Here is a 25,350-nt window from a genome sequence, read left to right as displayed (position 1 = left end):
CCCGCCGCCGGGGAGTGGGTCAGGCCCCCAGACCGGCGAGGGGTTCGGAGCCGTCGACGAAGGCGCCGGCGACATCGGCCAGCCGCCGGTTGTGGGAGCGGGCGTAGCCGCGCAGCGCGCTGAACGCCTGCTCCATGTCGATGCCCTGGCGTTCGGCGAGCTTTCCCTTGGCCTGTTCGATCAGCACCCGGCTGTTCAGCGCCGTCTGTAACTGCTCGTTGAGCACCGTGCTGCGTTGGGCGGTGCGTTGTTGCAGCAGGCTGATGGTGGCGACGTCGGCCAGCGCCTGGGCGATGAGCGTGGCGGTCGGCTCGAAGGGGCCGGGCGCGGCGCGGAAGAGGTTCAGGGCGCCCACGGTCTCGTCCCGCAGGCGCATGGGCAGGGCCTGGACGGCCCCGAACCCGCTGCGGTGGGCCGCAGTGACGAAGCGCGGCCAGCGGTCGATCTCCCGGGTCAGGTCGTGGATGATCACCGGTACGCCGGTGTGGAAGCACTGGAGACAGGGGCCCTCGTCGTTCTGGAGCTGGAACAGCTCCAACAGCCGCACCTGTTCGTCGGAGGCGGCCATGACGCGGAGTTTGCCGTCCCGGTCGGCGAGCAGCACCCCGGCGGCGCTCGCGTCGAGCATGCCGACGCAGCGGTCGGTCAGCAGGCGCAGGAAGTCCATGAGGTCGAAGTCGGCGACCAGATTGTCGGCCAGCTCGACGAAGGTCTTGGCCAGAAGCTGTTGGTCCATCGTGGGCACCCTCGATTGAGACTAGTCCCTGCCCGAAAGGGCGGGAAGTACGGCGCGTTCCTCGGCCGGCACCCATACGTCAGGTCTCCTCCTCGGCCCGGCCCGTCGGCTCCGTGTCCGGTGGGAAACGAAGCCGACGGGCCACCACGTCGGCGGCCACGTCCGCGAGCCGACGGCCCTGCGCATAGGCATGGGCGCGGAGCCGGACGAAGGCTTCTTCGATGCCGACTCCGAGCTGGACCGTGAGCATCCCGCTGGCCTGGTCGATCTCCGCCCGGTATGCGCCCAGGTCCTCGAAGCCGCGGGCCGGCGCCCGCCCTTCGGTCGGTGCGGTCGGTGCGCCCGTCTCGTCGATCCTTGTACCGAGCAGGAGGAGAGTCGCGAGATCGGCGAACGCCAGCGCGTCGGCCAGCTCCTCCACGTCCAGCACCGTCGGAACGCCGGCGTACAGGTCGAGGACTCCCGGCCTGATCGCCCCCATCCGGAGGGGGAGCGAGAAGACCGCGCGGGCTCCGGCTTCCAGGGCCGCAGCGGCGAACACGGCCCAGTGCTCCTGTGGTTCGACGGTGAGCAGATCGGGCGTCAGGACGGCCGAGCCGCGTGTGAAGGCGTCCACGCAGGGCCCCTCACCCAGCGTGAGCTGGAGCTCCTCCAGTTTCTCGCTGATGTCGTCGGTGCTGCACAGCGGGTGGCTCGCCGCAGCCGTGGACATCGCCGACAGCCCGGCCCCGCCGACCGGCAGCGCGGCCACGGCCGCGGTGCACACGTCCACCACCCCGACCCGGGCACCACGGCGGGCCGCCTCCTCGGCCACCAGCCCCCGGATGCGGGCCGACCGGCTGTCAGGACCCACCCGGGCCACCGCCTCCAGGCCTGCGCGACTGCCCCTGCCAGGGGGCGGCCGTCATCACGCATCGCCCGAGAGGACGGGAACCAGCGGGACGGGTACGGCCGGGGTGTCGCCGAGCGGAGACGGCAGCGAGCCGAAGGGAAGGCCGAGGAGGAGGAAGCCGCAGTCGGTGAGGTCGAGCAGCCGAGCCAGCATCGCCGGAGGGTGGTGCAGCCGCAGGGTCCGGCCGGCCGAGGTGGCCCGCTTCGAAGCGAGGAGGAAGGCGTTGAGGCCGCTGCAGTCGCAGAAGCTGACGGAGGTGAGGTCGATGTCGATGCTTCGGACGCCGTCGCGCAGGCACCGTTCCACGGATGCGCGCACCAACGGCGCGGAGTCGAAATCGATCTCACCGGACAGGATGATCAGCGCCCGATTCCTTAGGACATGGCGGTACACGGTGAGCTGGGGAAGGAGCATGACGCCTCGGTTCGGAAGACCATCCGGCAGCGGGCGCGGTGGTGCCGGTGTCCCGGTCCCCTGGGTGCGCTGCCGACAGGGGCGTACGTTCGGCGGAGGCGGAGCAACGGCCGGTCCGACAGCCTGCACAGCAGGACGGTAGGCCCCCGGTTTCCTCCAGAGATGTGCCGGGTGACAGACGGAGAGTCCGCACCGCAGCCATCTGTGTTGAACAACGGCATGCCGCCGGGGTCTGGGACGTCTGCACAGCAGCGTAGTCCTCGCGTCGTGTGAGGGACCGTCCGAAGCAGCCCGATCCCAGGATGTGGACAGTTCGAGAACGGATCGTGAGGAGCCGAACGGTTCACCTGTGCGCAAGCCCGATCCGGATGACTCCCGCACCGGCTCGGGCACGACGACTCCCCCACTCTCGGCTGCGCTCGAGCGGGGGACCCCCGTCGCCCGGCTCCCGGGCACCGCAAAGGCCACGCTGCTTTCCTGCGACTTGATGGGCCGGACAGGTCCTAGAGCTGGAGCAGCCGCTGGATGACCTCCCGGTACTGCCTCAGCGCGTTGCGGAGTTCGTCGGACCGGGTCCCGGGGTCCTGCTCCTCCCAGCCGGCGCGCAGGAGACGCCGCCGTTCCGCGAGGGCGTTCACGAGCTGGGCGGTGGTTTCGTCGTAGGCGCTCTCGGCCTCTTCCAGCGCCTCGCGCGGAGTGTCGGCGAAGGTGTTGAGGACGTGCCGGAGGCGCAGGGCGATCTTGTCCCGATCGGCCGACGGGAGCAGCGGCTCCGAGCCCGGGGCGGTGGGGGTCCCCCGCGCGAGCGAAGCCGTGCGTGGGGGGAGCTCGTCCGGCCCGCGGGTTCGGTCCGCGGGCTGCTGGGCGCGTGTCTGGTCGTACATCATCGGGTCCTGCTTCCGTTCCGCCCGAAGGCTTCCTCGGTCTTCTCGACGTCCTGCTTCAGGCTTCCTGCTTCAGGCTTCCGGCCTCCTGCTTCCTGCTTCCGGCGACCCGGTCGAGGGCTGCCCGCCGAATCATCAGGGCGCCGACGGCCAGGGCGACGACGCCCGTCACACCCCCACCACCAGTCGCCCGGGCCGGCCGGTGGCGGCCTGGTACGACGAGGAAGCGGCCTGTTCCGCCGCCATGAGGGCGGTCGCGGTCAGCGGCGGGCCGGTGCTCGCGCTCGCGGCGGCCATCAGCCGGGCCGCCGAGGGGGCACTGGCCTCCGGGGGGACCACCAGGAGGTCCCAGCGTCCCGCCGTATAGGACAGCAGCAGGATCTTGTACGGATCCTGCTCCGATGTGAACCAATCGACCTTCACCACATGGCCGTTGACAAAGATCCTGCGCGGGATGATCGGCCAGTGGCGCGGGTTGACGGCGATACGGGTGATCCGTCCCCACAGCGGGTCCAGTACGTCCGCCAGAGCGGAGAGCTCGTGTGCCAGGTCACGTGACCGAGGCCACCAGGCGCCGTGCAGCTCGACGCGCTCTGGGGAAGGACTCACGGGTTTCAGGCTGAGGCGTGCGGTCGGGGCCCTGAAGGGCGCGGTCCGTAGCGGGGGATGGTCGGTGGTCGCGGACATCGCGCGAACCCGTCTCCGGACCTCTGCGCGGGGACAGCCGGCCGGGGTTGTTGCTCACCGGGAACGACATCGGCATCGGTGGCCGGTGTGCGAATTGCTCCCGATGAGGCCACGCTACTCCCCGAAGAGGCCGAGCGGACCGCATCCGGACCTCGGCTCACGTCCTCGGCGGTCGTCCTTCGACGAGCGGCTTCTCCCACCGGGACCGTGCCGGTGGTGCCGGGCGGGTGCCCAGGCGAGCTAAGCGAGCTAGAGGCGGGTCGGGTGCCTCCCCTGGGCGTCCGCGGGACGGCTGCGTCGCTCGGACCGGAAGCAGCTCGCGTCCGGCCCGGGGTCCCCGAAGCCCCACAGGTGCCGCCGCACCCCCTCCGGTCCAACATTCGTGCAGGTCAAAGGGGTTGCGACGACACTCCTGCGAAGGGCCCTCAGATGTCCCGGAAGAGACCAGCGAACGCGATGACCTGCCGCGATGAGTGACTGATGGTCGCTGACCTGCGCGAATGTCCTTTCAGCTGTTTCACGTTCGTGCCGGTTGATGGGGCCGGAAGTCCCAGAAAAGTCCCAGAGGACTCCCACTGCTGGATGGCGCCCGCTTTGTGCACCGCCGTTGCGTTAGCCGTCAGGCCCGGCGTCAATGTCTCCGTCCTTGACCATCTTGAAGTCCAGCGTGTACGCACGCACCGTGCGCGGATGTTTGGTCGCGCTGGAACTGGTACTTGCTGGATGTCTTGCGGTAGCGGGCTTTTAGGCGCTGGCGGCGCTGTTTGGGGAGGAGGTTGGCCAGCACGGCCCGGCCGATGGCCCCGATCAACGATGTCGTACTGCCCCGGTCCGGCCCCGGGGCGACGATGATCTGGTCCGCGGCGGCCTGGACCAGAACGGTGAAGCTCACTCTCTGAACGGACAGTTCCGGCGTGGCCGTCGTGCCATCGCCGACCATGCGGATCAGCGCCTGGTAGACCGTCAGCAGTGCGAAGATCTCCTGCTCGAGGCCGGGGACACTGCGTGAACGCAGCACTCGCCCGTCCAAGTTCGTGGCCATTTGGCGGGAGGCAGCCGGGCGCTGCCTCCCGATTTCGGCCGTTCATGGACGGTCGGCCAAGAAGTAGGCGGGCGCGCGTTGCGCGGTGGTCGATTTCACGGGGGGCGCCGTCTTGGGGCAGGTGTGGCAGAGCTTTTGCTGACCTTGCTGACGACTTGTCAGGCATCGTTGTGGTGCTCTTTGCGCAGCTTCGTGGTGCCCGGCGGTCTTTGCGGCCTCGGTGGCGGCCGGGACCGAGGCTGACTTGAAGGCCGGCTGCGCCGTGCGTCGGTGAGGGAACTCAGTGCTCGGCTTGGTCTTGTGGGGAGGTCGACAAGACGTGCGCGCCCCCTTTCCGGCTGCCGTGAGTGCGTGATCTCGGCTCATGGGCAAGCCGCGGTGGCCGTGAGGGTTGAGGCGCTCGACAGGGCGATCGTGACTTCGCCGGCCGAAGTCTTGAGAACCAAGGTGCCGCGGGCGACCCGGACAGTGGATCCGCAGAAGGTTCCGGCGGGTGTGGTGACCTGTGTCATCGGGGCAGAGCGTTCCGGGCCGTACCACGTAGTGGCCACCGCGCTGAGCAACAGGAGAGCACAAGCGAGAGTGAGAGTGATCCCTCTGCGCAGGGCCTTGGCGCAGTCGAGGGCCTCGATGTGGTCGCCGACGGGTGGGGGCAGCAGGTCCCGGGCCGAGGTGACGGCCGGTCTGCCGTGGGTGGCACGCAGGAGCAGCAGCGCTCCTGTCGCGCCGACCAGCAGTGCCGCCAGGAGCAGGACTCCCACCGCCACGGCCCAGTGCTCGACCAGCTGGCCGATGTCGGAGCGGCCCCTGATGAGGCTGAACCCTATGAGGGCGGCGAGCAGCCCGCCGAGCCCGTTGCGCCACGCGGTGGCCGCCTCTCGTACGCGGGGCAGCTCTGTGCGCAGCAACCGGTCACGTTCCTGCGCCAGGCGCAGGTCGGCGGGGGTGGCCGGAGCGGGGTCCGGTGAGAGCGGGCGGCTCACCGCGGTGCCGTCGGTACGCGGACGGTCCAGTAGGCGCCGCATCCGTACCGGCCTTCCGGACGGTCGGGGTGGTCCTCGTCGCAGGTGCACATCATCAGCTCGACCCGGGGCTCCGCCGAGTCCGGTGCTCCCTGCCGTAGCCTGCCGAACCGGGGGCCTCTGGCCCGGAAGACGCCGCTGACGACAGGAACGTCGATGGCTGCCGTGCAGCGGGGACAACGGCCGCTCAGGACGAGCGTGTCGGGTCTCGGCTCGGCCACGGTGAAGGTCTCCGCCACATGCGTTCCGTATGCGTCGGCGGTCGTTTCCTCGTAGGGCAGCGGTCCACGACGGCGTCGGGAACGGAGGCCGAAGGCCATGGTCACTCCTGAGGTGCGTCTGAGGCGCCGGGCCTCGGGCGGGCCGGTACGGGTAGTACGGGTGTGGGGGCGGGGAAGTGGTACGGGGTGGGGAATGCTTGGTGCCGGTGCGGGTGGTGAACGCTCAGGGCCCGGTGTGCGTGAACGGGGTCCATACACCGGGCGGTAGGTGCCGGTCGTCCCGCAGCGCGCGTACCGCCGTGTGCAGTGCGCGGGCCGACCGTGCGGGTTCGAAGATGCCGGTTGAGGTGAGGTCCTTGTAGACAGCCTCGGCGACGTCGGCAGCGATGTCGTCGTACACCGACCACAGGGTCCCGATGACCTGGCGGTAGCCGGTGTAGTGCAGGGCCGCCGTCAACGTGATGGTCTCGTCGGGGAGCGTCGCCACGCCTGTGGCGGTCTGGCAGGCCGACAGGAACGCGAACTCGCCCCGGTGCCGCTGGGCGCCGATGTCGGTGACACGGAGAACGTCGCCGCCGTGGAGCGACAGGCCCCCTTGGGACGGGTCCAGCAGGTCCTGGCCTCCGTGGCAGCCAAAGTGCACCCACCGGTGCCGCAGGAGTTCCGAACGGACGTGCTCCGTGGTGGCGTTGCCGCCCTCCAGCAGGGTGTGCCGGCCCGGGAACAGGGAGGTGATCAGCTCCCGTTCGCGGGTGACGTCGTTGAGCGGCACTTGGCCGGGATCGTCGGGCAGCGAAACGATCAGCAGACGCTCGTCGTCGGGGTGCGTGTCGAGCGGTCGACCGGCCTGCGCCAGCGCGCGCAGTGTCGGAGTGTACGAGGACACCACGCGGTCGAGAACGGCGCGGCGGCTCCCGTCGTGGTGGCCGGCGCCGTGCAGCGGGAGCAGGGTGAGGAGGCCGGTCGGACACCACCACAGCCGCGGCCACTCGGCGGCATCGCCGTCGGGCGGCTCGACGAAGCCAAGGAAGGTCAGTACCGGTTCGGTGACGGTGTCCCACAGCCACCGCAGGAGCGACACCAGCGTCGTCTCGCGCTGCTCCAAGGCGTGGTGCAGGGATAGCATCGCCTGTGAACGGCGCCTGGCCGCGGCGGGCGTGGGGTCGCTCTCGCCGCACTCCACGCGGGTCGCCTGCAGGTTCTCGACAGCGAAGTCCACTTCCTGGAAAGCTTCGAGGTAGGTGAGGGTGCGGTCGACGATCGAGTCGAGGGTCAGCCGGGGCAGCGGCTCGACGTGCACTCCGCGCGGGGTGACCACCAGGGCATCGCACCGGTACCGACTGGTGTTGAGGATGACGACTGGACCGGCCTGCGCGGCGGGCAGGAGGGTGCGCAGTCGTGGTGCGAGGAAGTCCTCGAACCCGTCGAGGCGATGGACCTGTTGGATGAGCCGGTCCCACTCGCGAGCCAGGGCCATGCGCCGTTCGGCTGCGTGTGCGGCAGCAGTGTGTCGTCGTGGGGCGCTCGTCATGTCGGATCCCCGATTTCCTGGACGTTGTGGTCACGCGTCGAAGTCCTGCTCCGCACCGCCGCTCAGGGCGGGGCGGGCGGCCCGAAGAAGTCGGTTTCGTCAGGGCGCGTGTCGCTCAGCGCGAGGGAGATGGCACGGAGCCGGTCGGCCAGATCACCGTGGTCTGCTCGTAGGTCGGCGAAGTTGTCGTGCGCGTCCAGGGTCTGGTTCCAGATGACGTTCCGTCCCTGCTCGAGCAGTTCCACGGCCCGGTCCGCACGGCCGGCCGACAGGGCGCAGGCGGCGGCGTCGCCCGCCACGTCCACCATGCTCTGGAGGCGCTGTTCCTGGCTGCGGCGCTCGATCGCGCGCGAGGCGACCAGGGGTAGCAGGGCGACTGCTGCCGCGTAGAGGTCGGCAGCGGCCCTGCTACCCGGGTTCAGTGACGCCTCGGCGTATCCGGCGGCCCGCGCGGCCGTGATGCGCGCCATCACGGGTGAGGTCGCCAGTCCTGCCGCCTTGCTCCACAGTCCGATCGCCTGGCGCGCGTCGGCCGACGATGCGCTCAGCTCCGCGTGCAGGTGGAGACAGAGCGCTATGTTGGACAGCAGTTGGCCTCTGTCGGTGTGGACGGCGGGAAGCGCGTCGAGGGCCGCCTGAGCGAGCGTGACGGCATCGGCCGCGTCGGCCGCGGCACGGTCGCGTTCGGCCCGGCTGCGCAGCAACAGCGCCCGGCCGGTGAGCCACCGCGGCCTGTCCTCATGGCCCACAGGAGTCAGGTCGAGAGCCGCCTGGCTCACCTCGATCGCCTCATCGAGATCGCCCGGTGGCCCGGCGCCCAGCATTGCGCGCTTGCCAAGCAGGGCGGCCAGGTTCGCGAGGTACCGTTTGCGGTCCTGGTCCGACCGAAGACACGCGTCCACCGCCGCGCGCGCCGTCTCCAGGGCCGCGTCGAGATCCGCTGGCTCCTGCGACCAAGCGGCGAGCCGCTCCAGGTTGGCGCTGAGGTTCGACAGACACAGCGCTCGGTTTCCGGAGTAGGCAGTGGCCACGGCCGCCCGGCTGGCGTCGATGGCCTCGCGGAGGTCGGACAGGGCGCCGAACCAGGCGAACCGGGTGCCGAGCGCGCCGCTCAGATTGATGAAGCCGTTGCTGTTCTCCTGCGCGTCGTGAGTCTGTGGAGTGAGGGCCACGGCCGTCCGGCCCAGCGTGATGGATTGGTCCAGGTCCTCGACCGAGGAGTTGCGCTCGGCCCGGATCCTCAACTGCCCCGCGAGGGCGACGAGGTAGGCGGCCCTGCGGGGATCGCCCTCTGGTACGAGGGACAGGGCGTCGCGGGTGACTTCCACCGCGTCGTCCAAGTCGGTTACGGTGCCTGCTTGCTGTGCTCGCAGGAGCAGCGATTCCCCTAACTGGACTTTACGCCAGGGGAGTTCCTCGTTGCCGTCCGAGGACGCGGTCACCGCTGCGCGGAGCGCGTCTATTCCTTCGTCAAGGTCGGAGAGTGAGCCGGACTTGTAGTACCGGCCGACCAGGAAGAAGCCCAGTCCCTCGAGCCGTTGTGCCCGGTGCGGATCGTCGTCGTCCGTGATCTCCATGACGGCCCGGCTGATCGCGACGCCGTCGTCCAGCAACCCCTCGACATGCTCGGCCGACTGCAGGGCGGCCTCCAGCGCGGCGCGCCGCTGTTGGTGCGAGGGATCAGCCTCAGGGGTGGCCGAGACCGAAGCCCTGAGCAGGTCGATCCCTTCCTCCAGTTCGGTGGAGTTTGTGGTACGGGTGAACCGGGTGAGCAGGGCTCGGCCGAGATGGAACTGCGCGCGGGCCACGTCGGGCGGTGAGGAGGAGCACCGCACGCTCTCCCGCCCCGCGCTGACGGCCTGATCGCAGTCCTCCGGCTCCTGGAAGCGCAGGAACCGGGTGAGGTACGCCGCGGACAGCAGCGAAGCTGCCACTCCCCGCTGTGGGTTACCCGTGGAGATGTCGGGCAGGGCAGCGTGCAACAGCCCGATGACCTCGTCCAGCGCGGACCGGTCACTGGCGGTTTCCGTCTCGGTGAGGATCCGCCGAGCCCGGTCGGCGACCAGGAGGGCCGCGACCTCGTCGGCGTTCCGGCAGCCTCGAAAGGCTTTGGGAACCAGAGCTGGATTCGACTTCAGCGCCGTGTCGATCAGACGGGCGGCGATACGCAAGTCCTGGGCGCCTTCCCCGGAGGGGAGCAGGTGATGGCGAAGGCTGTGAAACTTGATCAGTACCACCGTGGCGATTGCATGCGTCTCACGGCTCTCCTCGAGCGCCCGCCTCAACCGTGCTGCATCCTCGACCGCCGCAGCGAGCACGGCGAGCCCGGCAGTGCCGTCCGTGATGCCGATCCCTTTGATCCGTGCGTCAAGGCGTACCGACAGGGCCGCCATCTGCATAGACTTACGAATCCCCACTCTTGACTTCCTCCAGACAGGAGTGAGCGGCCGACGTGCAGCCTTCACCTGGCGTCACGTCAGCACTACTCCGAGCCAGCATGGTTGGGCTCAACGGTGCCTGTTGGGCCCCTCGGAAGGCAACCCTGATGGCGGCGGCGGTGCGGATTTCCCGGGCGGACCGCGCCGCCCGTGCGAAGCCCGAAATCTGGCGGGACTGTTGATACCTGACGGCGAGGCGCCCAAGCGGGTTGCGCTGCCGAAGCGTACGGCGTCGGCGACCCGAGCAGGTGCGGGTGGAGGACGGGAAGCTGTTGGTCGTTGCCCGGACCCGGGATGGCATGGCAGTGACCTGCCCCGACTGCGGTACTCCGGCTCGGCGGGTGCACAGTCGCTATCGGCGGCGCTTGGCGGATGCTGGCCTCGGCGGGCGCCCGGTGGTCATCGACCTGTGTGTCCGGCGCTTGTTCTGCGACACCGCACGCTGCGCCCGTCGGACCTTCGCCGCGCAGGTGGCGGAACTGACCGTGAGGTACGGCTGCCGCACGGTCGTCCTCGCCGAATAGTGCGGGCGTACGACCGAGACGGAAGCCACCCGCGCCGGATTCTCAGCACGCACAGTGACCAAGCCGACTAGGTATCTGCGATGGGAGAACTGAACACGCCAAAGTGCACCGCCACCTATCTGCGTGGCCTCTTACTTCTCGGGTCTTGATCTGATCGCTTGCAGATGAGATCTCATCCGGACGTGATCAGTCGATGTCCGGATCATCGGCCTCTTCGAGGAGACGGGCCGCGAGGTCGTCGGCCCACTCCACGGCCCAAGCGCGGAGAGCGGTGATGGCGGCGTCTTCGAGCCCATAAGCGGCGAAGGCCTCGTCGTCGGTCCACTCGGCGCCCGTGAGGTTCGACTGCAGATCCTCGCGCTCGAAGCGGCCGCGGGCGTGGCGGCCTCCGAACTCCTCAAGCTCGGCATTGGTCCAGCGGCGGGAGGCTGCGAATACGTCGATCAGGTCGCGGGGCGCTCCGCGGTCGGCGAGGGCGCGGACCTTGGTCCCGATCACGTCCTCTTCGGCGAGGACGGGCCCGTACGGGCTCTGGGCGACCGGCCGCCAGAAGATCTCCTTGAGGATGTCGACTTCGCATTCCTGTCCGGTGGCCGGGTCGGCCACGGTGAAGCGTGCGGACAGCGGGGCGGTCTCCAGCGCGTGCACCTTCCAGCCGCGGGCTTCCAGGCCGGCGCGGAGCGTGGCGGCGATGTCGGCCATGGGCGCCGGGTTCTCGGTGGCGACGTCGAGGTCCTGGCTGGGGCGGTTCACGAGGCGGTGCGCCCGCACGGCATATCCGCCAGTGAGGACCAGGGGATACGGGGAACCGAGCGCGATCACATCCGCCAGGAGCCGCGTGTGCAGCTCCGGCATGTCTGTCACGCGGCTGCCCGGGCGCGGGAGGCGAGCTGGGGGAAGGCGTCTTCCCATACGGCGCGCACGGTGCGTCCGACCAGGGTGCGCAGCACCGGCCACAGCTGGAGGAGCAGGTCCTGGTCGAGGTAGCGGGGCAGGTCGTCGTGCAGGCCCTCGTGCAGGACAGTGCGGTACAGGCCCATACGCTGGCGCGGCTTGCCCAGGTCGTATGAGGTCATCCCGGACCAGGCCATGTGCAGCGGCAGATCCACGACACCGTGGGTCGGCCCGCGCAACTCGTCCAGCGACTCCGGCAGACGGCGGCGGAACTTCTCCCGATACAGCGCGAGGTCCTCGGCGACCGCGCCCGAGACGTCCCTCGGGGTGGGTGCGGGGTGCTGTGTGCTGGAGGGCATGAGTCCATTATGGCGGCCGGAGACGTTGCGAGGGTCATGATGTGCGAGCTGGTGTCCGGAGCGAGCGAGGGCGGTTCCACGGGTAGTCTGACGCTCTGGGCGTCTGCACACGAAGGACGATGAGTCGGGGAAGCGGTTCTGGCCAGGGTTTTTCTGGCATCCGTTCAGGCCGACACCTTTCCGATGACGGATCACGTGATGTGTCCTGTCACTCAAAGCCCCCGAGCCTGGCCGGAAGTCCCAGGAAAGTCCCAGAGGCGCCCACGTGTTACCTCCTGACCTGCATTTCTGCAGGTCAGGAGGTGTTTCATGATACTTTTTCTTAGAACCTTCAGATGTCCCGGAAGATCTCGATCTGCGCCCCGATGGAGTTCAGCCGCTCCGCCAGGTCCTCGTAACCGCGGTTGATCACGTACACGTTGCGCAGCACCGATGTGCCCTCGGCCGCCATCATCGCCAGCAGGACGACCACGGCGGGGCGCAGGGCCGGCGGGCACATCATCTCGGCGGCCCGCCAGCGCGTCGGGCCCTCGACCAGCACCCGGTGCGGGTCGAGGAGTTGGAGCCGCCCGCCGAGCCGGTTGAGGTCCGTCAGGTAGATCGCGCGGTTGTCGTAGACCCAGTCGTGGATGAGGGTCTTGCCCTGCGCGACGGCCGCGATGGCCGCGAAGAACGGGACGTTGTCGATGTTCAGGCCGGGGAACGGCATCGGGTGGATCTTGTCGATCGGCGCCTCCAGCTTGGAAGGCCGGACCGTGAGGTCCACCAGCCGGGTGCGACCGTTGTCGGCCGGGTACTCCGGCGTGCGGTCGTGGTCGAGGCCCATCTCCTCCAGGACCGCCAGCTCGATCTCCAGGAACTCGATGGGCACCCGGCGCACCGTCAGTTCCGACTCCGTGACGACGGCGGCGGCCAGCAGGCTCATGGCCTCGACCGGGTCCTCGGAGGGCGAGTAGTCCACGTCGACGTCGATGTTCCGCACGCCGTGCACGGTGAGCGTGGTGGTGCCGATGCCCTCGACCCTGACCCCGAGCGACTCCAGGAAGAAACACAGGTCCTGGACCATGTAGTTGGAAGAGGCGTTGCGGATAACGGTTACACCGTCATACCGGGCGGCCGCGAGCAGCGCGTTTTCGGTAACCGTATCCCCGCGCTCGGTCAGCACGATGGGCCGGTCCGGGCGGACGGCACGGTCGACGATGGCGTGGTACTGCCCCTCCGTCGCCGCGACCTCGAGCCCGAATCGGCGCAGCGCGATCATGTGCGGCTCGATGGTCCGTGTGCCCAGGTCGCAGCCGCCGGCGTACGGCAGCTTGAAGTGGTTCATGCGGTGCAGCAGCGGACCGAGGAACATGATGATCGAGCGGGTGCGCACGGCGGCCTCGGCGTCGATGGCCGCCATGTCCAGCTCGGCCGGCGGCACGATCTCCAGATCGACGCCGTCGTTGATCCAACGCGTCCGTACGCCGATGGAGTTGAGGACCTCGAGCAGGCGGTAGACCTCCTCGATACGGGCGACCCGGCGCAGCACGGTGCGCCCCTGGTTGAGCAGTGAGGCGCACAGCAGGGCGACACACGCGTTCTTGCTGGTCTTCACGTCGATCGCGCCGGACAGCCGGCGACCGCCCACCACTCGCAGGTGCATCGGTCCCGCATAGCCCAGAGAGACGATTTCGCTGTCCAGGGCTTCACCGATACGGGCGATCATCTCAAGGCTGATGTTTTGGTTGCCCCGCTCGATGCGGTTGACGGCACTCTGGCTGGTTCCGAGCGCCTCGGCCAGCTGTGCCTGTGTCCAGCCCCGGTGCTGCCGGGCGTCACGGATGAGCTTGCCGATGCGTACGAGGTAGTCGTCTGCCATGGGGCCGAGGTTATCTCAGATATGAGATCGCGCCTCTTGGGGGGCCCGTTCGGGTGACGTCCCGTCAACGCCGCCTGGCACTACGGGTGCGACCCATCCGAAAGGTCCGGGCAAATCATCCGATGTCGTACGACGTCCGGTGCTGCTGTGCGTATGCCGCGGGTCGTGCCGTCCGTCGTCCGTGGTGATCGATCGTGATCGCCGGCGTGGGGGGTGATGTCGGTGCGCGGTGGTTCCTCGCGAACGCTTGCCCGTCCCGGGCGGAGCGTGGAATCAGGCTTTCGCCGGGAATGGCAGCGAGCCCGGGCATGACCATTCAGCCCTCGTGTACTAGAGTTATCTCGACATCGAGATATCTGCCGAGGCGCACCGCAGCCGCCACCCTGGTAAGGGTTACCTAACTTAGCCTGACCTCAGCGGATCGGCCAAGCCCGCGTGACGGCAGGATGCGGTGGTACGCGCACATCAATGAAGGAGACTGTCGTGTCGGCGAACAGCTTCGACGCCCGTAGCACGCTCAGCGTGGGCGACGAGTCGTACGAGATCTTCCGGCTGGACAAGGTGGAAGGCTCGGCTCGCCTTCCGTACAGCCTGAAGGTGCTGCTGGAGAACCTGCTCCGCACCGAGGACGGCGCGAACATCACCGCCGACCACATCCGGGCCCTCGGTGGCTGGGACTCGCAGGCGCAGCCCAGCCAGGAGATCCAGTTCACGCCGGCCCGCGTGATCATGCAGGACTTCACCGGCGTGCCCTGTGTCGTGGACCTCGCCACCATGCGTGAGGCCGTCAAGGCCCTCGGCGGCGACCCGGACAAGGTCAACCCGCTCTCGCCGGCCGAGATGGTCATCGACCACTCCGTCATCGCCGACAAGTTCGGCACGCACGACGCCTTCGCGCAGAACGTCGAGCTGGAGTACGGCCGCAACCGCGAGCGCTACCAGTTCCTGCGCTGGGGCCAGACCGCGTTCGACGACTTCAAGGTCGTCCCGCCGGGCACCGGCATCGTCCACCAGGTCAACATCGAGCACCTGGCGCGCACGGTCATGGTCCGAGGCGGCCAGGCGTACCCCGACACCCTCGTCGGCACCGACTCGCACACCACCATGGTCAACGGCCTCGGCGTCCTCGGCTGGGGCGTCGGCGGTATCGAGGCCGAGGCCGCGATGCTGGGCCAGCCCGTCTCGATGCTCATCCCGCGCGTCGTCGGCTTCAAGCTCACCGGTGAGCTGACGCCCGGCACCACCGCCACCGACCTCGTGCTCACGATCACCGAGATGCTCCGCAAGCACGGCGTGGTCGGCAAGTTCGTCGAGTTCTACGGCGAGGGCGTGGCCGCCACGTCCCTCGCGAACCGCGCGACCATCGGCAACATGTCGCCGGAGTTCGGCTCCACCGCCGCGATCTTCCCGATCGACGGCGAGACCATCAAGTACCTGAAGCTGACGGGCCGCGACGCCCAGCAGCTCGCGCTCGTCGAGGCGTACGCCAAGGAGCAGGGTCTCTGGCTGGACCCGGCCGCCGAGCCCGACTTCTCCGAGAAGCTGGAGCTCGACCTCTCGACCGTCGTTCCCTCCATCGCCGGCCCGAAGCGCCCGCAGGACCGTATCGTCCTCGCGAACGCCGCCGAGCAGTTCAAGAGCGACGTCCGCAACTACGTCGCCGACGACGACGAGGCGGGCAAGGAGTCCTTCCCGGCCTCCGACTCCCCGGCCGCCAGCAACGGTGTCCCGACCAACCCGGTCACGGTCACGGCCCCCGACGGCTCCACCTACGAGATCGACCACGGCGCGGTGACGGTCGCGGCCATCACCTCCTGCACCAACACCTCGAACCCGTACGTCATGGTCGCCGCCGCGCTCGTCGCGAAGAAGGCCGTGGAGAAGGGCCTGACCCGCAAGCCCTGGGTCAAGACCACCCTCGCCCCGGGCTCGAAGGTCGTCACCGACTACTTCGACAAGGCGGGACTCACCCCGTACCTCGACAAGGTCGGCTTCAACCTCGTCGGCTACGGCTGCACCACCTGCATCGGCAACTCCGGCCCGCTGCCGGAGGAGGTCTCCAAGGCCGTCAACGACCACGACCTGGCCGTGACCTCGGTGCTCTCCGGCAACCGCAACTTCGAGGGCCGGATCAACCCCGACGTCAAGATGAACTACCTGGCCTCCCCGCCGCTGGTCGTCGCGTACGCCCTCGCGGGCTCCATGAAGGTGGACATCACGCGCGACGCCCTCGGCACGGACCAGGAGGGCAAGCCGGTCTACCTGACCGACATCTGGCCCTCCGAGGCCGAGGTCAACGACGTCGTGGCGAACGCCATCGGCGAGGACATGTTCTCCAAGTCCTACTCCGACGTCTTCGCGGGCGACGCCCAATGGCAGGCCCTGTCGATCCCCGAGGGCAACACCTTCGAGTGGGACCCGCAGTCGACGTACGTCCGCAAGCCCCCGTACTTCGAGGGCATGACGATGGAGACCACTCCGGTCTCGGACATCGCCGGCGCCCGCGTCCTCGCCAAGCTGGGCGACTCGGTCACCACCGACCACATCTCCCCGGCCGGTGCGATCAAGGCCGACACGCCCGGTGGCAAGTACCTCACGGAGCACGGTGTCGAGCGTCGTGACTTCAACTCGTACGGTTCCCGCCGTGGCAACCACGAGGTCATGATCCGCGGTACGTTCGCCAACATCCGCCTGCGCAACCAGATCGCGCCGGGCACCGAGGGCGGCTACACCCGCGACTTCACCCAGGCAGACGCGCCCGTGTCGTTCATCTACGACGCCTCGCGCAACTACATCGAGCAGGGCGTCCCGCTGGTCATCCTGGCCGGCAAGGAGTACGGCTCCGGCTCCTCCCGCGACTGGGCCGCCAAGGGCACCGCCCTCCTCGGCGTCAAGGCCGTCATCACCGAGTCGTACGAGCGCATCCACCGGTCGAACCTCATCGGCATGGGCGTGCTTCCGCTTCAGTACCCGGAGGGTGCGAACGCCGAGTCCCTCGGCCTCACCGGCGAGGAGACCTTCTCCATCACGGGCGTCACCGAGCTCAACGACGGCACCACCCCGCGCACGGTCAAGGTCACCACCGACACGGGCGTCGAGTTCGACGCGGTCGTCCGCATCGACACCCCCGGTGAGGCCGACTACTACCGCAACGGCGGCATCATGCAGTACGTGCTGCGCAACCTGATCCGCAAGTAGGCGATCCGGTACGGCAGTCGGGCCGCACTCCCCGCTTTGGGGGGTGCGGCCCTTCGCGTGCCCGTACCCCTACACCCCGGCTACACCCAGCCCCGCTGAGCGGCCCGTACCCCCAGCTGAAAACGGCTCGCCGCCCCCAGCCGGTCCTGCACCTCGCTCACCCGTCGCCGCAGGGTCCGAAGACTCACCCCCAGATGACGGGCCACCGCCTCGTCCTTCATCCCCGCCGCCAGCAACCGGATCAACGTCCGCTCGCCCTCGGAGAGTTCACCCTCGCCGGCACCCTGGCCGAGTGGCGTCGCCTGCTGCCACGCCAGGTCGAAGAGCTTCTGCAGCGCATCGGTCACCGCCGAGTGCCGGACGACCGCGGAGCAGTAGCCGCCCGCCTCGAACGAGGTCAGCGGAAGCATCGCCCGACGCCCGTCGACCAGCAGCAACTTGACCGGCACCGAGGGCAACACCCGGGCCTGCTCGCCGAGTTCGACCATCTTCCAGGCGTGGAACAGAACGTCCGGATCCTCCAGGGCGGTCGCCGCGTACACCGTGCGATACACGATCCCCCGGCTGAGCAGATCGGACTGGAGATCCAACTGCGGGGTGCGCGGGGCCAGATACGGGGGAGTGTCGAAGACGCACACCTCGCGCTCGGCGCGCGCGTACAGCTCCTCGAGGCGGGCCGCGTTGGCGCCCTCCCCGGACACCACCTCGACCAGCCGGGACGGCTCCTCCCTGAGCAGCCCCGCCTCGTACGAGGTCGCCATCTCCTCGGCGGTGGCGGCGAGCAGTTCGGACTCCGTCTCCCGCTGCCGGATCAGCGCGCGGATCGCCACCCGCGGGTCGACCGCGCGTAACCCGCCCATGGAGTCCGGCGGTTGCAGCAGACCGAGCTCGAGCAGCCGGTTGCAGGACTCGCGGACCCGGCCCGGAGAAGCGCCGGTCAGCAGCGCCCAGCCGGCCGCGCCCGCGTCGGGTTGATGGAGGACCGACTGGTACACCAGCTCGTCGAAAGCAGAGACCCCCACCGCGGCCCAAGGGCTCGCGGCAGGGGTCCGCCCCGCAGTGCCATATGCCGTGTTAACCATGACTCGGCACGCTAGAGGATCTTTGTTAAGACCGAGGCACAGGTGCGGGCGTCACCTACTTCAGGCCGAACGCCCGCAGCACGGTCTGGTCGATCCCGTTGCCGTTCCGGTCGGCGGCCCGCACCCGCAGCGACACCGTCTCGGCGCCCTTGGCGGCCTTGAACCGCGCCGTGCCGTTCTTGACCTTCACTTCCTTCCAGGAGGTGCCGTCGTCGTAGGAGACCCAGGCTTTCAGACTGCTCGCCCTGACGCTGCCCAGCTGGTCGGCGACGGGCAGCGCGACCTCCAACTCCCGCTTTCCGTCAGCGCGGTTGAGGAGGTCGAGCCCCTTCGGAGCGATACCGACGGTGAGCAGCGGCAGCGCCGTCGAGGCGTCGGTGTGCGCAGAGGCGAAGGTCCACTCCGTATGCGTGCTCGTGGAGTACTTGGCCCAGGCCGCCCGGCGCTGCACATCCAGATCGAATCGGTACGAGGCCTTGTCCGCCGCCACATCGAAGACGCCGTACCCGCCGAGCAGCGAGTCGCCGACCAGCTGCCCGTCCGCGTAGAGCTTGCCCTTCGCGGTGTTGTCGGTGCCGTCGATGTAGCCGTAGTGGCCCGGCGTGGAGTCGGTCAACTCCGCCACCGACATGGTGAGCTTGTCGCCGGTGCGTTCGGAGAGGCCGTACTCCTCGCTGGTTCCCGGGCGGATGGCCTGGCGCAGCCAGTTCTCCGTCGTCTTCTCCGTGCCCGCCTCGCTGAAGGTCCGCAGCGGGCTCCACTGGCCCCTGAACGTGTTCCAGTTGGGGTAGACGACGTGCCAGGTACGGGTGTCGGGGTCGACGTAGTAGTACTCGTCGCGCTCCGTGCCCAGTTGCGTGTAGACGCTGCTCTCGATGCCGAAGAGCTGCCAGGGGCGGTAGGTGTACAGGGTGTCCGCGCCGATCTCGCCGGCCGTCGCCCCGTAGTAACGGGCGTGCCGCTTCACCGTGTTGGACTTGTCCAGGCTGTACGTCTGGTCCGCGGAGATGGAACCGCTCTGCGCGACGAGCACGTTGTAGACGTACGGACTGACCGGCGTGCCGCCCAGCTTCAGCGTGACCTTCTTGCCGGTCTTCAGCAGGCCGGTGAGTTTCGCGCCCTCCTCGCCGGTGGCGATCATCAGCGGGACGGTGGTCGCGCGGTCCACGGCCTCGATCCAGAAGCCGGGCTTGTCGCGGTACACGATGAGGTAACCCGCACCGGCCTTGGTCGCGTTGTCCAGAGCGCTCTGTGCGCGGTCCGTGGCGCCGACCCTGACCACCGCCACCTTGCCCTTGACGTCGAGCCCCGCGAAGTCGGCCTCGGTACCGCCGCCCGCGTCCACCGCCCGGACCTTGTGGTCACCGCTGATCTTCAACGGGAAGTCGTTGTACGTCTGCGAGTAGTAGAGCGAGGACAGCTCGGTCTTCTCCGGGCTGGTGACGCTCGCCGTCAACTCCTTGGCGTACAACCGGAACTTGGCGGAGAACTCCAGGCTTCCGATGGTGACCTTCGGGGTCGGCGTCACATAGACGTGGTCGGTCCAGAAGCCCTGGCTGTAGGTGAGCCCCCAGGCGTTGCCCGGCCCCTCGCGGTGCACATTGGTGCTGAAGCCCTTGAACTCGGAGTCCTGCTTGGTCTTCGGCTTGATCTCCACCGCCTTGCGGGCGTCCAGGACGACCTCGGTGTCCGCGCCCACCTTGATCTCGGGGCTGGAGACGACCGAGGTGCCGACGGCCACCCCGCCCCCGTCCCGGTCCGGGATCCAGGTCGAGATCGCGTAGGTGCCGGCCGGTACCTGCCAGGTCCAGCCGGTGCCGAGGAAGCCGTACTCGTCCGGGTAGGCGCTGTTCAGCTCCATGAGCGTGTAGATCGAGCCCCCGGTGGGAGCCTTGCCGTCGCGGCCGAGGAGGGAAACCTTGAGGTCGTAGGTCTTCGGGGCCTTCTCGAAGCCGACGGCCGTGGTGACCTTGATGCCGTCGGCGGTCGCCGTGATGTGGCCCGTGTACCGGCCCTGGGCCTGCGCCGCCGGGTCGACCGAGACCGGGACCGTGGCGGTGCCCTTGGCGGGGACGGTGACCGTACCGGCACCCGGGGCGGCTGCGGCGAGGGTGGACGAGACCGTCAACTCCACCGCCTTGTCGGTGGTGTTGGTGTACGTGATGTCCTTGCCGACGACCCCGGTGTCGCCGTCCTCGAACTTGCCGAAGCTCAGCGCCGAGGTCGCGAACACGCCCTGCCCGACAGCCCGTACGGCGTCGACCCGGCCGTCGCCCTGCTCGAACACGGAGTTGACGTCGTTCGTCTTCGCCGTGCTGGCCAGGGACTGCTTGATCTGCTCGCCCGTCCAGTCCGGATGGGCCTGCGCGACCAGCGCCGCCGCACCCGCGACATGCGGGGTCGCCATCGACGTACCGCTCGCCGTCGTGTAGTAGTCGTCGACGGGCGTGCCGCCGGGCATGCTGGTGCCGGCGGCGCGGGCCGCGGTGATGGCCACGCCCGGCGCGGTGATCTCCGGCTTGACCGCGGAGTCTCCGAGGCGCGGGCCACGGCTGGAGAACGAGGCCAGCTTGTCGGACTTGTCGACCGCGCCCACCGTCAGCGCCGAGTCGGCGATGCCCGGGGTTCCGACGGACTGCTCGTAGGGGCCCGCGTTGCCCGACGCGACCACGAAGAGGGCGCCGGTGGAGGCGGACAGCTCGTCGACGGTCTCACTGAGCACATCGGACGCGCCGGTCGCCGTGCCGCCCAGCGACATGGAGACGATCTTCGCACCGGAGTGCGCCGCCCACTCCATGCCCGCGATGATCCAGGAGGACTGGCCGCGACCGTCGTTGCCGAGCACCTTGCCGACCAGCAGCTCCGCGCCCGGGGCGACGCCCTTGAGCCTGCCGTCCGAGGCCGCGCCCGAACCGACGATCGTGGACGCCACATGGGTGCCATGGCCATGGCCGTCCTGCACCGTCTGGTCCGGCACGAAGCTCGTCGACTCCGCGATCTTCCCCGCGAGGTCCGGGTGCCCGGTGTCCACACCCGTGTCCAGGACCGCGACCTTGACGCCCTTGCCGTCGTAGCCCGCCTGCCACACCTCGGGCGCGCCGATCTGCGGCACGCTCACATCGAGGGACGCCTTCACCTGGGCGTCCAGCCAGATCTTGTCGATGCCCTCGCCGAGCTGCCTCGCGGCCTTCACGGTGGGCTCGGTACCGAGGGCCGGGGCGATGTCCGCCCAGAAGGCGGTCGACTTCTTCGCGCTCAGCGCGGCGCCGTCGATCCCGGGCAACGCGAGCGTCCGGCGCGCGCCCTCGGGGGTCGCGCTGCCCTTGCTGTACGTGGCGATCACGGGGGTGGCGCCGGTCTTCGCGTCCGAATAGCCCTGACTCACCAGCTGGGTGACGTTGAACAGGGTCGGGTCGAGGCGGCCCGCCTTGATGAGCGGGATCGCGTCCGTCGGCAGGACGCTGACCTCGCCGCTCTTCTCGCTGGACAGGAAGGTGGCGGCCTCGCGGCCCTTGCCGCGCCGGACGTCGACGGCGTTCTTGCCGTCCGCTCCCGTGGTGAGGGAGACGGTGTCGCCGGTGATGAGAGTGACGGTCTGGGTGCTTGTGGCGCCCTGGCGAGTGTCGGGTGTGGTGACACTCTGCGGGCTGGTGGCGCCCGGCTCGGTGACCGGGGACCCGGGACCGGCCGCCGCGGGCGCGATCGCGCCCGCGACCAGCCCGGCCGCGCCTGCCACGGCCCAGAGGGCATGGAGTCTTCGCATGGGTGGACGTCCTCCCCTGAACGCTGAAAACGCTTCCGGCCTGGTGAGCGGAAGCCAGTGATCAGAGTGGGCGCTGCACGGAAAGGGGCTCAAGGGGTTCGTGTGGCCGGGGAGTGCCAATGCCCGCATTGGCCACGGCAGTTGACCGCCGATGATGCTGTTTCGGCCAAGGCGTCAGACACGGTCGTGCGCGTCGATCGACGGTGCCGTACGCGTGGATCGGTGGTTTCCGTACGCACCGACCGGACGTTTCCGTACGCACCGACCGGACGTTTCCGTAAGCGGTGACGACGGTTTCCGTACGCGTAGAGGAGGGGTGCCGTCCGGCCGCGCACACCGCGTCCCACGGCTTGGGCTCAGTCGGACCACAGGGTTCCCTCAGCCGACCGGGACAGAATCCGGACATGACTGGCACCCACGGGCTGCGATCCGGCCGCGTTCGCGTCCTGATCGTCGACGACGAACCCGCGCTCACCGAAGTGCTGTCCGTGGCCGTCTCGGAGGCGGGCTGGCGCCCCTATCCGGTGCCGGACGGACAGAGCGCGCTGCGCGAGGCGCGCCGCTGTGCCCCGCACGCGGTCGTTCTCGACGGGATGCTGCCCGACCTGGACGGCATCCAGGTGCTGCGCCGCCTGCGGTACGAGAACCCCGAGCTGCCCGTCCTCATGCTCACCGCCCGCGACTCCGTCGAGCACCGCCTCGACGGACTGGAGAACGGCGCCGACGACTACGTCACGAAACCGTTTTCACTCCAGGAGGTCGTGCTGCGGCTGCGCGGACTGCTGCGCCGCTCCGGCGCCGAGCGCACCCGCACGGACGACTCCGTGCGCGTCCTCGGCGACCTGATGTTGGCCGCCGAGTCCAGAGAGGTGCACCGTGACGGTGCCCGGATCACCCTCACCGCCAAAGAGTTCGACCTGCTCAGCGTGCTCATGGAACACCCGCGCCAGGTGCTGAGCAAGGCGCAGATCCTCGACCGGGTGTGGAGCAGTTGCTTCGACGGCGGCGGAAACCTCGTCGAGGTGTACATCTCCAGTCTGCGCCGCAAGATCGACCGTGGTCGCGCGCCCATGATCCACACCGTGCGCGGGCTGGGATACGCCATCAGGCCGGTGGAGGACGGGAGATGAGCACCCGCGGAGGATCGGAGACGAGCGCCCGCAGCGGCCTGGAGACGAGCATCCGCAGCGGCCCGGGGGCGGGCGCGCGCGGTGGACCGGAGGCGAACGTCCGCAGCGGCCTGGAGGCGGGCGCGCGCGGGGGTCCGGCGACGAGCGTCCGCAGCGGCTTGGAGGCGAACGTCCGCAGGCTCGGGGGCCGTTCGCTGCGCACCCGACTGCTGATCTTCATCACCGCCATCCTGGTCGCCGTCTGCGCCACGATGGCCGTCACCACGGTCTTCGCCCAGCGCGCCTACCTGCTGGGCAATCTGGACGACCGGGTCACCAACGCCGCGGAGCGCAGCGTCGGCGGAGCCTCGCTCCACCCGAACCTCACCGGCGACCTGACCTTCCTCAACGAGAGCGGCCACCCCGCCGGGATGCTCGCCGCCCGCCTCGACACCGACGGCAGCGTCCTCGCTGCGGCCACCGTCGGCCAGGACGCCCCGCCGCAGAACCTCACCGCCGCACAGATCGGGGCCCTGTCGGACATCAAGGCCGACAGTTCCTTCCATACGAGAACGGTTCCAGGCCTCGGCGCCTATCGCATCACCGCCCTCGACGACAACGGTGTCCGGGTCCTCACCGGCCTCCCGATGGACGACGTCCAAAACATGATCAGCGGCCTGGTGGCGATCGAGGCGGTCGTCGCGGCGGCCGGGCTGACTGCGGCCGGCTGCGTCTGCGCGGTGGTCATACGACGTCAGCTGCGACCTCTCGGCAGGGTCGCCGCCACCGCCGTCGAGGTCTCGCACGTCCCGCTGTGCCGCGGCGAGGTAACCGGTCTCACCCGCGTTCCCGAACGAGACACCGATCCCGGCAGCGAGGTCGGCCAGGTCGGGGCCGCGCTCAACCGCATGATCGACCACGTCGAGTCCTCGCTCGCCGAACGCCAGCGCAGCGAGGAGGTCGTGCGCCGCAGCGAGGAACGCATGCGGCGTTTCCTGGCCGACGCCAGCCACGAACTGCGCACCCCGCTCGCCTCCATCGCCGGATACGCGGAGTTGATGAACCGGGGAACGGACCGCATCGAACCCGGTCTGGCCTGGCGGCGGGTGACGGCGGAGTCGGCGCGCATGACCGGCCTGGTGGAAGACCTGCTGCTGCTCGCGCGGCTCGACGAGGGCAGGCCCCTGCAGTCCTTCGAAGTGGACATGGCCGCGCTGACCGCCGAGGCGGTGTGGGACGCCCGGGCCGCGGGCAGCGGTCACGACTGGCAGCTGGAGCTGTGCCTCGACGAGGCGCCGCTGGTTCTCGGCGACGAGGCACGGCTGCACCAGGTGGTGGCCAACCTGCTGGCCAACGCGCGTGTGCACACACCTGTGGGCACGCGGGTCGTGGCCGTGGTGGAGGCACGCCAGGGGATGTGCGTGGTGCGCGTCCGCGACGACGGCCCCGGCATTCCGGCCGACCTCCTCCCGACGGTCTTCGAACGCTTCACCCGAGCCGACGCCTCCCGGGCCCGCGCCACCACAGGCAGCGGCGCCGGGCTCGGCCTCGCCATCGTCGCGGCGATCACAGCGGCCCACGGCGGCCACATCGCCGTCCACAGCGAACCGGGCCGCACCGAGTTCATCCTGGAACTGCCGCTGGCGGGGGAGACGGGAGCGGACACCTTGACCTGGAGCCCGCAGGTGTCGGTGCGATGAGGTGACGAACCGGTATGCCGTGGACGTGCGTGCTCTGCGGCGAGCAGGAAACACCGTGGAACGGGCGGTCGGAGGGAAACGACAACAGAAACCAGCTCAGGCGGTGCGATCGACAACATTGGCTGGGGTCCGCTTCGTGCCGCCCCGAGCGGCCGACCACGGGTCAGACGTCCGCCACCAGGAGCCGGTAGCCGACGTCGATCGCGTCGAGAGCGAGCAGGTCGGCATGCCGTTCGTGCCAACGGCCGGTCGCCAGATCGTCCTCCAGCGCGGCCAGACCGGGCGCGAGGGCGTCCTCGCCGGACTGGGCGAGCATCGAGATCCCGGCCCGCACCTGCGGATCGAGGTAGGCGTGGGGCCGCCGCCAGTAGGCCGCACCGAATCCGTCGGTGCAGTCGTGCGGCACCGGGACGATCTCCTGACGCGCCCCGCCGAGCAGCGCGGCCAACCGCTCGATCGGAACGGCGCGGCTGTCGTCGAAGGCAGCGGCCTGCGGAAGGTACTCATTGACGAGCCAGAACCGCTCACGGTAGATCGACTGGTCCCAGGTCAGGACGACGACCCGACGCCGGGCGACCCGGCGCAGCTCGGCGAGTCCGGCCTCCGGATCCGTCCAGTGATGAACGGTCAGCACCGCCATGACGGCATCGGCGGCGTCATCGCGCACCGGAAGCCGCTCGGCGACCGCACGCACGACGGACGCGGTCCCCGGCGGACGCTGTCCGACCATCACCTCGCTGGGCTCGACGGCGAGCACCGTCCCCGGCGGTTCGTAGGAACCGGTTCCAGCCCCGACGTCGATCACGTCGACGGCGTCAGCGAGCGCGGCGTGAATGCGCGCGGCGATCCGCGCATCGGGCCGCCGCGTCCGGCCGTAGGTCCCACCGAGCGAGTCGTAGACGGCCATGTCCCTCAGTATGCGCGGCGGCCGCCGCATCATGCCTCGGTGAGCGCGCCTCTTCAGTTTTCCCTCAGCTTCCGCTCGCAGAGTCA

Annotated in this window: 20 protein-coding genes and 1 pseudogene; 4 read left to right on the top strand and 17 right to left on the bottom strand. The window is 69.4% G+C overall.

Going from position 1 to position 25,350, the window contains the following annotated elements:
* Positions 1-19: 19 nt before the first annotated feature.
* The 10 genes from ABZ725_RS22535 to ABZ725_RS22490 all read right to left on the bottom strand — a co-directional run bounded on the left by ABZ725_RS22535 (position 20) and on the right by ABZ725_RS22490 (position 9,846).
* Positions 20-736, bottom strand: coding sequence for a GAF and ANTAR domain-containing protein (locus tag ABZ725_RS22535; RefSeq protein WP_358804371.1), 717 nt, complete (start codon positions 734-736; stop codon positions 20-22).
* A gap of 79 nt (positions 737-815) precedes the next feature.
* Positions 816-1,589, bottom strand: a complete 774-nt coding sequence (locus ABZ725_RS22530; protein WP_358804370.1) for an ANTAR domain-containing protein — start codon at positions 1,587-1,589, stop codon at positions 816-818.
* A 54-nt stretch (positions 1,590-1,643) separates the two neighbouring features.
* The gene (locus tag ABZ725_RS22525) at positions 1,644-2,042 is read right to left on the bottom strand and encodes an STAS domain-containing protein (protein ID WP_358804369.1); all 399 of its coding nucleotides are present in this window, start codon (positions 2,040-2,042) and stop codon (positions 1,644-1,646) included.
* A 503-nt stretch (positions 2,043-2,545) separates the two neighbouring features.
* Positions 2,546-2,929 carry a hypothetical protein gene (locus ABZ725_RS22520; protein WP_358804368.1) on the bottom strand — a complete coding sequence of 128 codons (384 nt, stop codon included), beginning with the start codon at positions 2,927-2,929 and terminating at the stop codon, positions 2,546-2,548.
* A gap of 165 nt (positions 2,930-3,094) precedes the next feature.
* Positions 3,095-3,613: a DUF5994 family protein gene (locus ABZ725_RS22515; protein WP_358804367.1), complete on the bottom strand. Its 519-nt coding sequence runs from the start codon at positions 3,611-3,613 to the stop codon at positions 3,095-3,097.
* Positions 3,614-4,244: 631 nt separating this feature from the next.
* Positions 4,245-4,655: a hypothetical protein gene (locus tag ABZ725_RS22510; protein ID WP_358804366.1), complete on the bottom strand. Its 411-nt coding sequence runs from the start codon at positions 4,653-4,655 to the stop codon at positions 4,245-4,247.
* A gap of 362 nt (positions 4,656-5,017) precedes the next feature.
* Positions 5,018-5,638 carry a hypothetical protein gene (locus ABZ725_RS22505; RefSeq protein WP_358804365.1) on the bottom strand — a complete coding sequence of 207 codons (621 nt, stop codon included), beginning with the start codon at positions 5,636-5,638 and terminating at the stop codon, positions 5,018-5,020.
* On the bottom strand, positions 5,635-5,997 hold the full coding sequence (locus ABZ725_RS22500) for a hypothetical protein (protein WP_358804364.1): 363 nt from the start codon (positions 5,995-5,997) through the stop codon (positions 5,635-5,637). Before ABZ725_RS22500 ends, ABZ725_RS22505 begins: the two co-directional genes overlap by 4 nt.
* 124 nt (positions 5,998-6,121) lie before the next feature.
* Positions 6,122-7,375, bottom strand: a complete 1,254-nt coding sequence (locus ABZ725_RS22495; protein ID WP_358804363.1) for a CHAT domain-containing protein — start codon at positions 7,373-7,375, stop codon at positions 6,122-6,124.
* 116 nt (positions 7,376-7,491) lie between these two features.
* Positions 7,492-9,846 (bottom strand): hypothetical protein, encoded by a 2,355-nt coding sequence (locus ABZ725_RS22490; protein WP_358804362.1) that lies wholly within the window; start codon positions 9,844-9,846, stop codon positions 7,492-7,494.
* A gap of 320 nt (positions 9,847-10,166) precedes the next feature.
* Here ABZ725_RS22490 and ABZ725_RS22485 point away from each other — a divergent pair, with 320 nt between their 5' ends.
* The gene (locus ABZ725_RS22485; RefSeq protein WP_358804361.1) at positions 10,167-10,391 is read left to right on the top strand and encodes a transposase family protein; all 225 of its coding nucleotides are present in this window, start codon (positions 10,167-10,169) and stop codon (positions 10,389-10,391) included.
* A gap of 186 nt (positions 10,392-10,577) precedes the next feature.
* Here the strand turns inward: ABZ725_RS22485 and ABZ725_RS22480 are convergent, their stop codons facing one another.
* The 4 genes and pseudogenes from ABZ725_RS22480 to ABZ725_RS22465 all read right to left on the bottom strand — a co-directional run.
* Complete coding sequence (locus ABZ725_RS22480; RefSeq protein WP_358804360.1) at positions 10,578-11,246, bottom strand: nucleotidyl transferase AbiEii/AbiGii toxin family protein; 669 nt, start codon at positions 11,244-11,246, stop codon at positions 10,578-10,580.
* A 5-nt stretch (positions 11,247-11,251) separates the two neighbouring features.
* Entirely contained in the window at positions 11,252-11,644 is a 393-nt protein-coding gene (locus ABZ725_RS22475; RefSeq protein WP_358804359.1) for a hypothetical protein, read from the bottom strand.
* A 331-nt stretch (positions 11,645-11,975) separates the two neighbouring features.
* Positions 11,976-13,505 (bottom strand): UDP-N-acetylglucosamine 1-carboxyvinyltransferase, encoded by a 1,530-nt coding sequence (locus ABZ725_RS22470; protein WP_358804358.1) that lies wholly within the window; start codon positions 13,503-13,505, stop codon positions 11,976-11,978.
* A 64-nt stretch (positions 13,506-13,569) separates the two neighbouring features.
* Positions 13,570-13,709: pseudogene (locus ABZ725_RS22465) on the bottom strand (DUF4236 domain-containing protein); the annotation flags it as partial.
* A gap of 279 nt (positions 13,710-13,988) precedes the next feature.
* Between ABZ725_RS22465 and acnA the strand changes: the two are divergent.
* A complete protein-coding gene (gene acnA, locus ABZ725_RS22460; RefSeq protein ID WP_351907028.1) occupies positions 13,989-16,703 on the top strand; it encodes an aconitate hydratase AcnA in 2,715 nt (904 codons plus the stop codon).
* Positions 16,704-16,783: 80 nt separating this feature from the next.
* Here the strand turns inward: acnA and ABZ725_RS22455 are convergent, their stop codons facing one another.
* Complete coding sequence (locus tag ABZ725_RS22455) at positions 16,784-17,725, bottom strand: LuxR C-terminal-related transcriptional regulator (protein ID WP_358804357.1); 942 nt, start codon at positions 17,723-17,725, stop codon at positions 16,784-16,786.
* Positions 17,726-17,840: 115 nt separating this feature from the next.
* The gene (locus ABZ725_RS22450) at positions 17,841-21,548 is read right to left on the bottom strand and encodes a S8 family serine peptidase (protein ID WP_358804356.1); all 3,708 of its coding nucleotides are present in this window, start codon (positions 21,546-21,548) and stop codon (positions 17,841-17,843) included.
* Positions 21,549-21,952: 404 nt separating this feature from the next.
* Between ABZ725_RS22450 and ABZ725_RS22445 the strand changes: the two genes are divergently transcribed.
* Together ABZ725_RS22445 and ABZ725_RS22440 are read left to right on the top strand one after the other, a co-directional pair.
* Positions 21,953-22,678 carry a response regulator transcription factor gene (locus tag ABZ725_RS22445; RefSeq protein ID WP_358804355.1) on the top strand — a complete coding sequence of 242 codons (726 nt, stop codon included), beginning with the start codon at positions 21,953-21,955 and terminating at the stop codon, positions 22,676-22,678.
* Between the two features lie 251 nt (positions 22,679-22,929).
* Entirely contained in the window at positions 22,930-24,357 is a 1,428-nt protein-coding gene (locus ABZ725_RS22440; protein ID WP_358804536.1) for an ATP-binding protein, read from the top strand.
* A 163-nt stretch (positions 24,358-24,520) separates the two neighbouring features.
* Here the strand turns inward: ABZ725_RS22440 and ABZ725_RS22435 are convergent, their stop codons facing one another.
* Positions 24,521-25,264 (bottom strand): methyltransferase domain-containing protein, encoded by a 744-nt coding sequence (locus ABZ725_RS22435; protein ID WP_358804354.1) that lies wholly within the window; start codon positions 25,262-25,264, stop codon positions 24,521-24,523.
* Between the last annotated feature and the right edge of the window lie 86 nt (positions 25,265-25,350).

The sequence above is a fragment of the Streptomyces sp. NPDC006872 genome (assembly GCF_040635845.1).
GTDB lineage: Bacteria > Actinomycetota > Actinomycetes > Streptomycetales > Streptomycetaceae > Streptomyces.
This window is presented reverse-complemented; position numbering and strand designations above follow the sequence as displayed.

Excerpts from the sequence above, each read along its gene's own strand:
- ABZ725_RS22515 (WP_358804367.1), bottom strand. The coding sequence starts at position 3,613 with ATGTCCGCGACCACCGACCATCCCCCGCTACGGACCGCGCCCTTCAGG.
- ABZ725_RS22450 (WP_358804356.1), bottom strand. The coding sequence starts at position 21,548 with ATGCGAAGACTCCATGCCCTCTGGGCCGTGGCAGGCGCGGCCGGGCTG.
- ABZ725_RS22445 (WP_358804355.1), top strand. The coding sequence starts at position 21,953 with ATGACTGGCACCCACGGGCTGCGATCCGGCCGCGTTCGCGTCCTGATC.
- ABZ725_RS22510 (WP_358804366.1), bottom strand. The coding sequence starts at position 4,655 with ATGGCCACGAACTTGGACGGGCGAGTGCTGCGTTCACGCAGTGTCCCC.
- ABZ725_RS22500 (WP_358804364.1), bottom strand. The coding sequence starts at position 5,997 with ATGGCCTTCGGCCTCCGTTCCCGACGCCGTCGTGGACCGCTGCCCTAC.
- ABZ725_RS22440 (WP_358804536.1), top strand. The coding sequence starts at position 22,930 with ATGGCCGTCACCACGGTCTTCGCCCAGCGCGCCTACCTGCTGGGCAAT.
- ABZ725_RS22480 (WP_358804360.1), bottom strand. The coding sequence starts at position 11,246 with ATGCCGGAGCTGCACACGCGGCTCCTGGCGGATGTGATCGCGCTCGGT.
- ABZ725_RS22485 (WP_358804361.1), top strand. The coding sequence starts at position 10,167 with ATGGCAGTGACCTGCCCCGACTGCGGTACTCCGGCTCGGCGGGTGCAC.
- ABZ725_RS22520 (WP_358804368.1), bottom strand. The coding sequence starts at position 2,929 with ATGATGTACGACCAGACACGCGCCCAGCAGCCCGCGGACCGAACCCGC.
- ABZ725_RS22470 (WP_358804358.1), bottom strand. The coding sequence starts at position 13,505 with ATGGCAGACGACTACCTCGTACGCATCGGCAAGCTCATCCGTGACGCC.
- ABZ725_RS22495 (WP_358804363.1), bottom strand. The coding sequence starts at position 7,375 with ATGGCCCTGGCTCGCGAGTGGGACCGGCTCATCCAACAGGTCCATCGC.
- ABZ725_RS22535 (WP_358804371.1), bottom strand. The coding sequence starts at position 736 with ATGGACCAACAGCTTCTGGCCAAGACCTTCGTCGAGCTGGCCGACAAT.
- ABZ725_RS22435 (WP_358804354.1), bottom strand. The coding sequence starts at position 25,264 with ATGGCCGTCTACGACTCGCTCGGTGGGACCTACGGCCGGACGCGGCGG.
- ABZ725_RS22475 (WP_358804359.1), bottom strand. The coding sequence starts at position 11,644 with ATGCCCTCCAGCACACAGCACCCCGCACCCACCCCGAGGGACGTCTCG.
- ABZ725_RS22525 (WP_358804369.1), bottom strand. The coding sequence starts at position 2,042 with ATGCTCCTTCCCCAGCTCACCGTGTACCGCCATGTCCTAAGGAATCGG.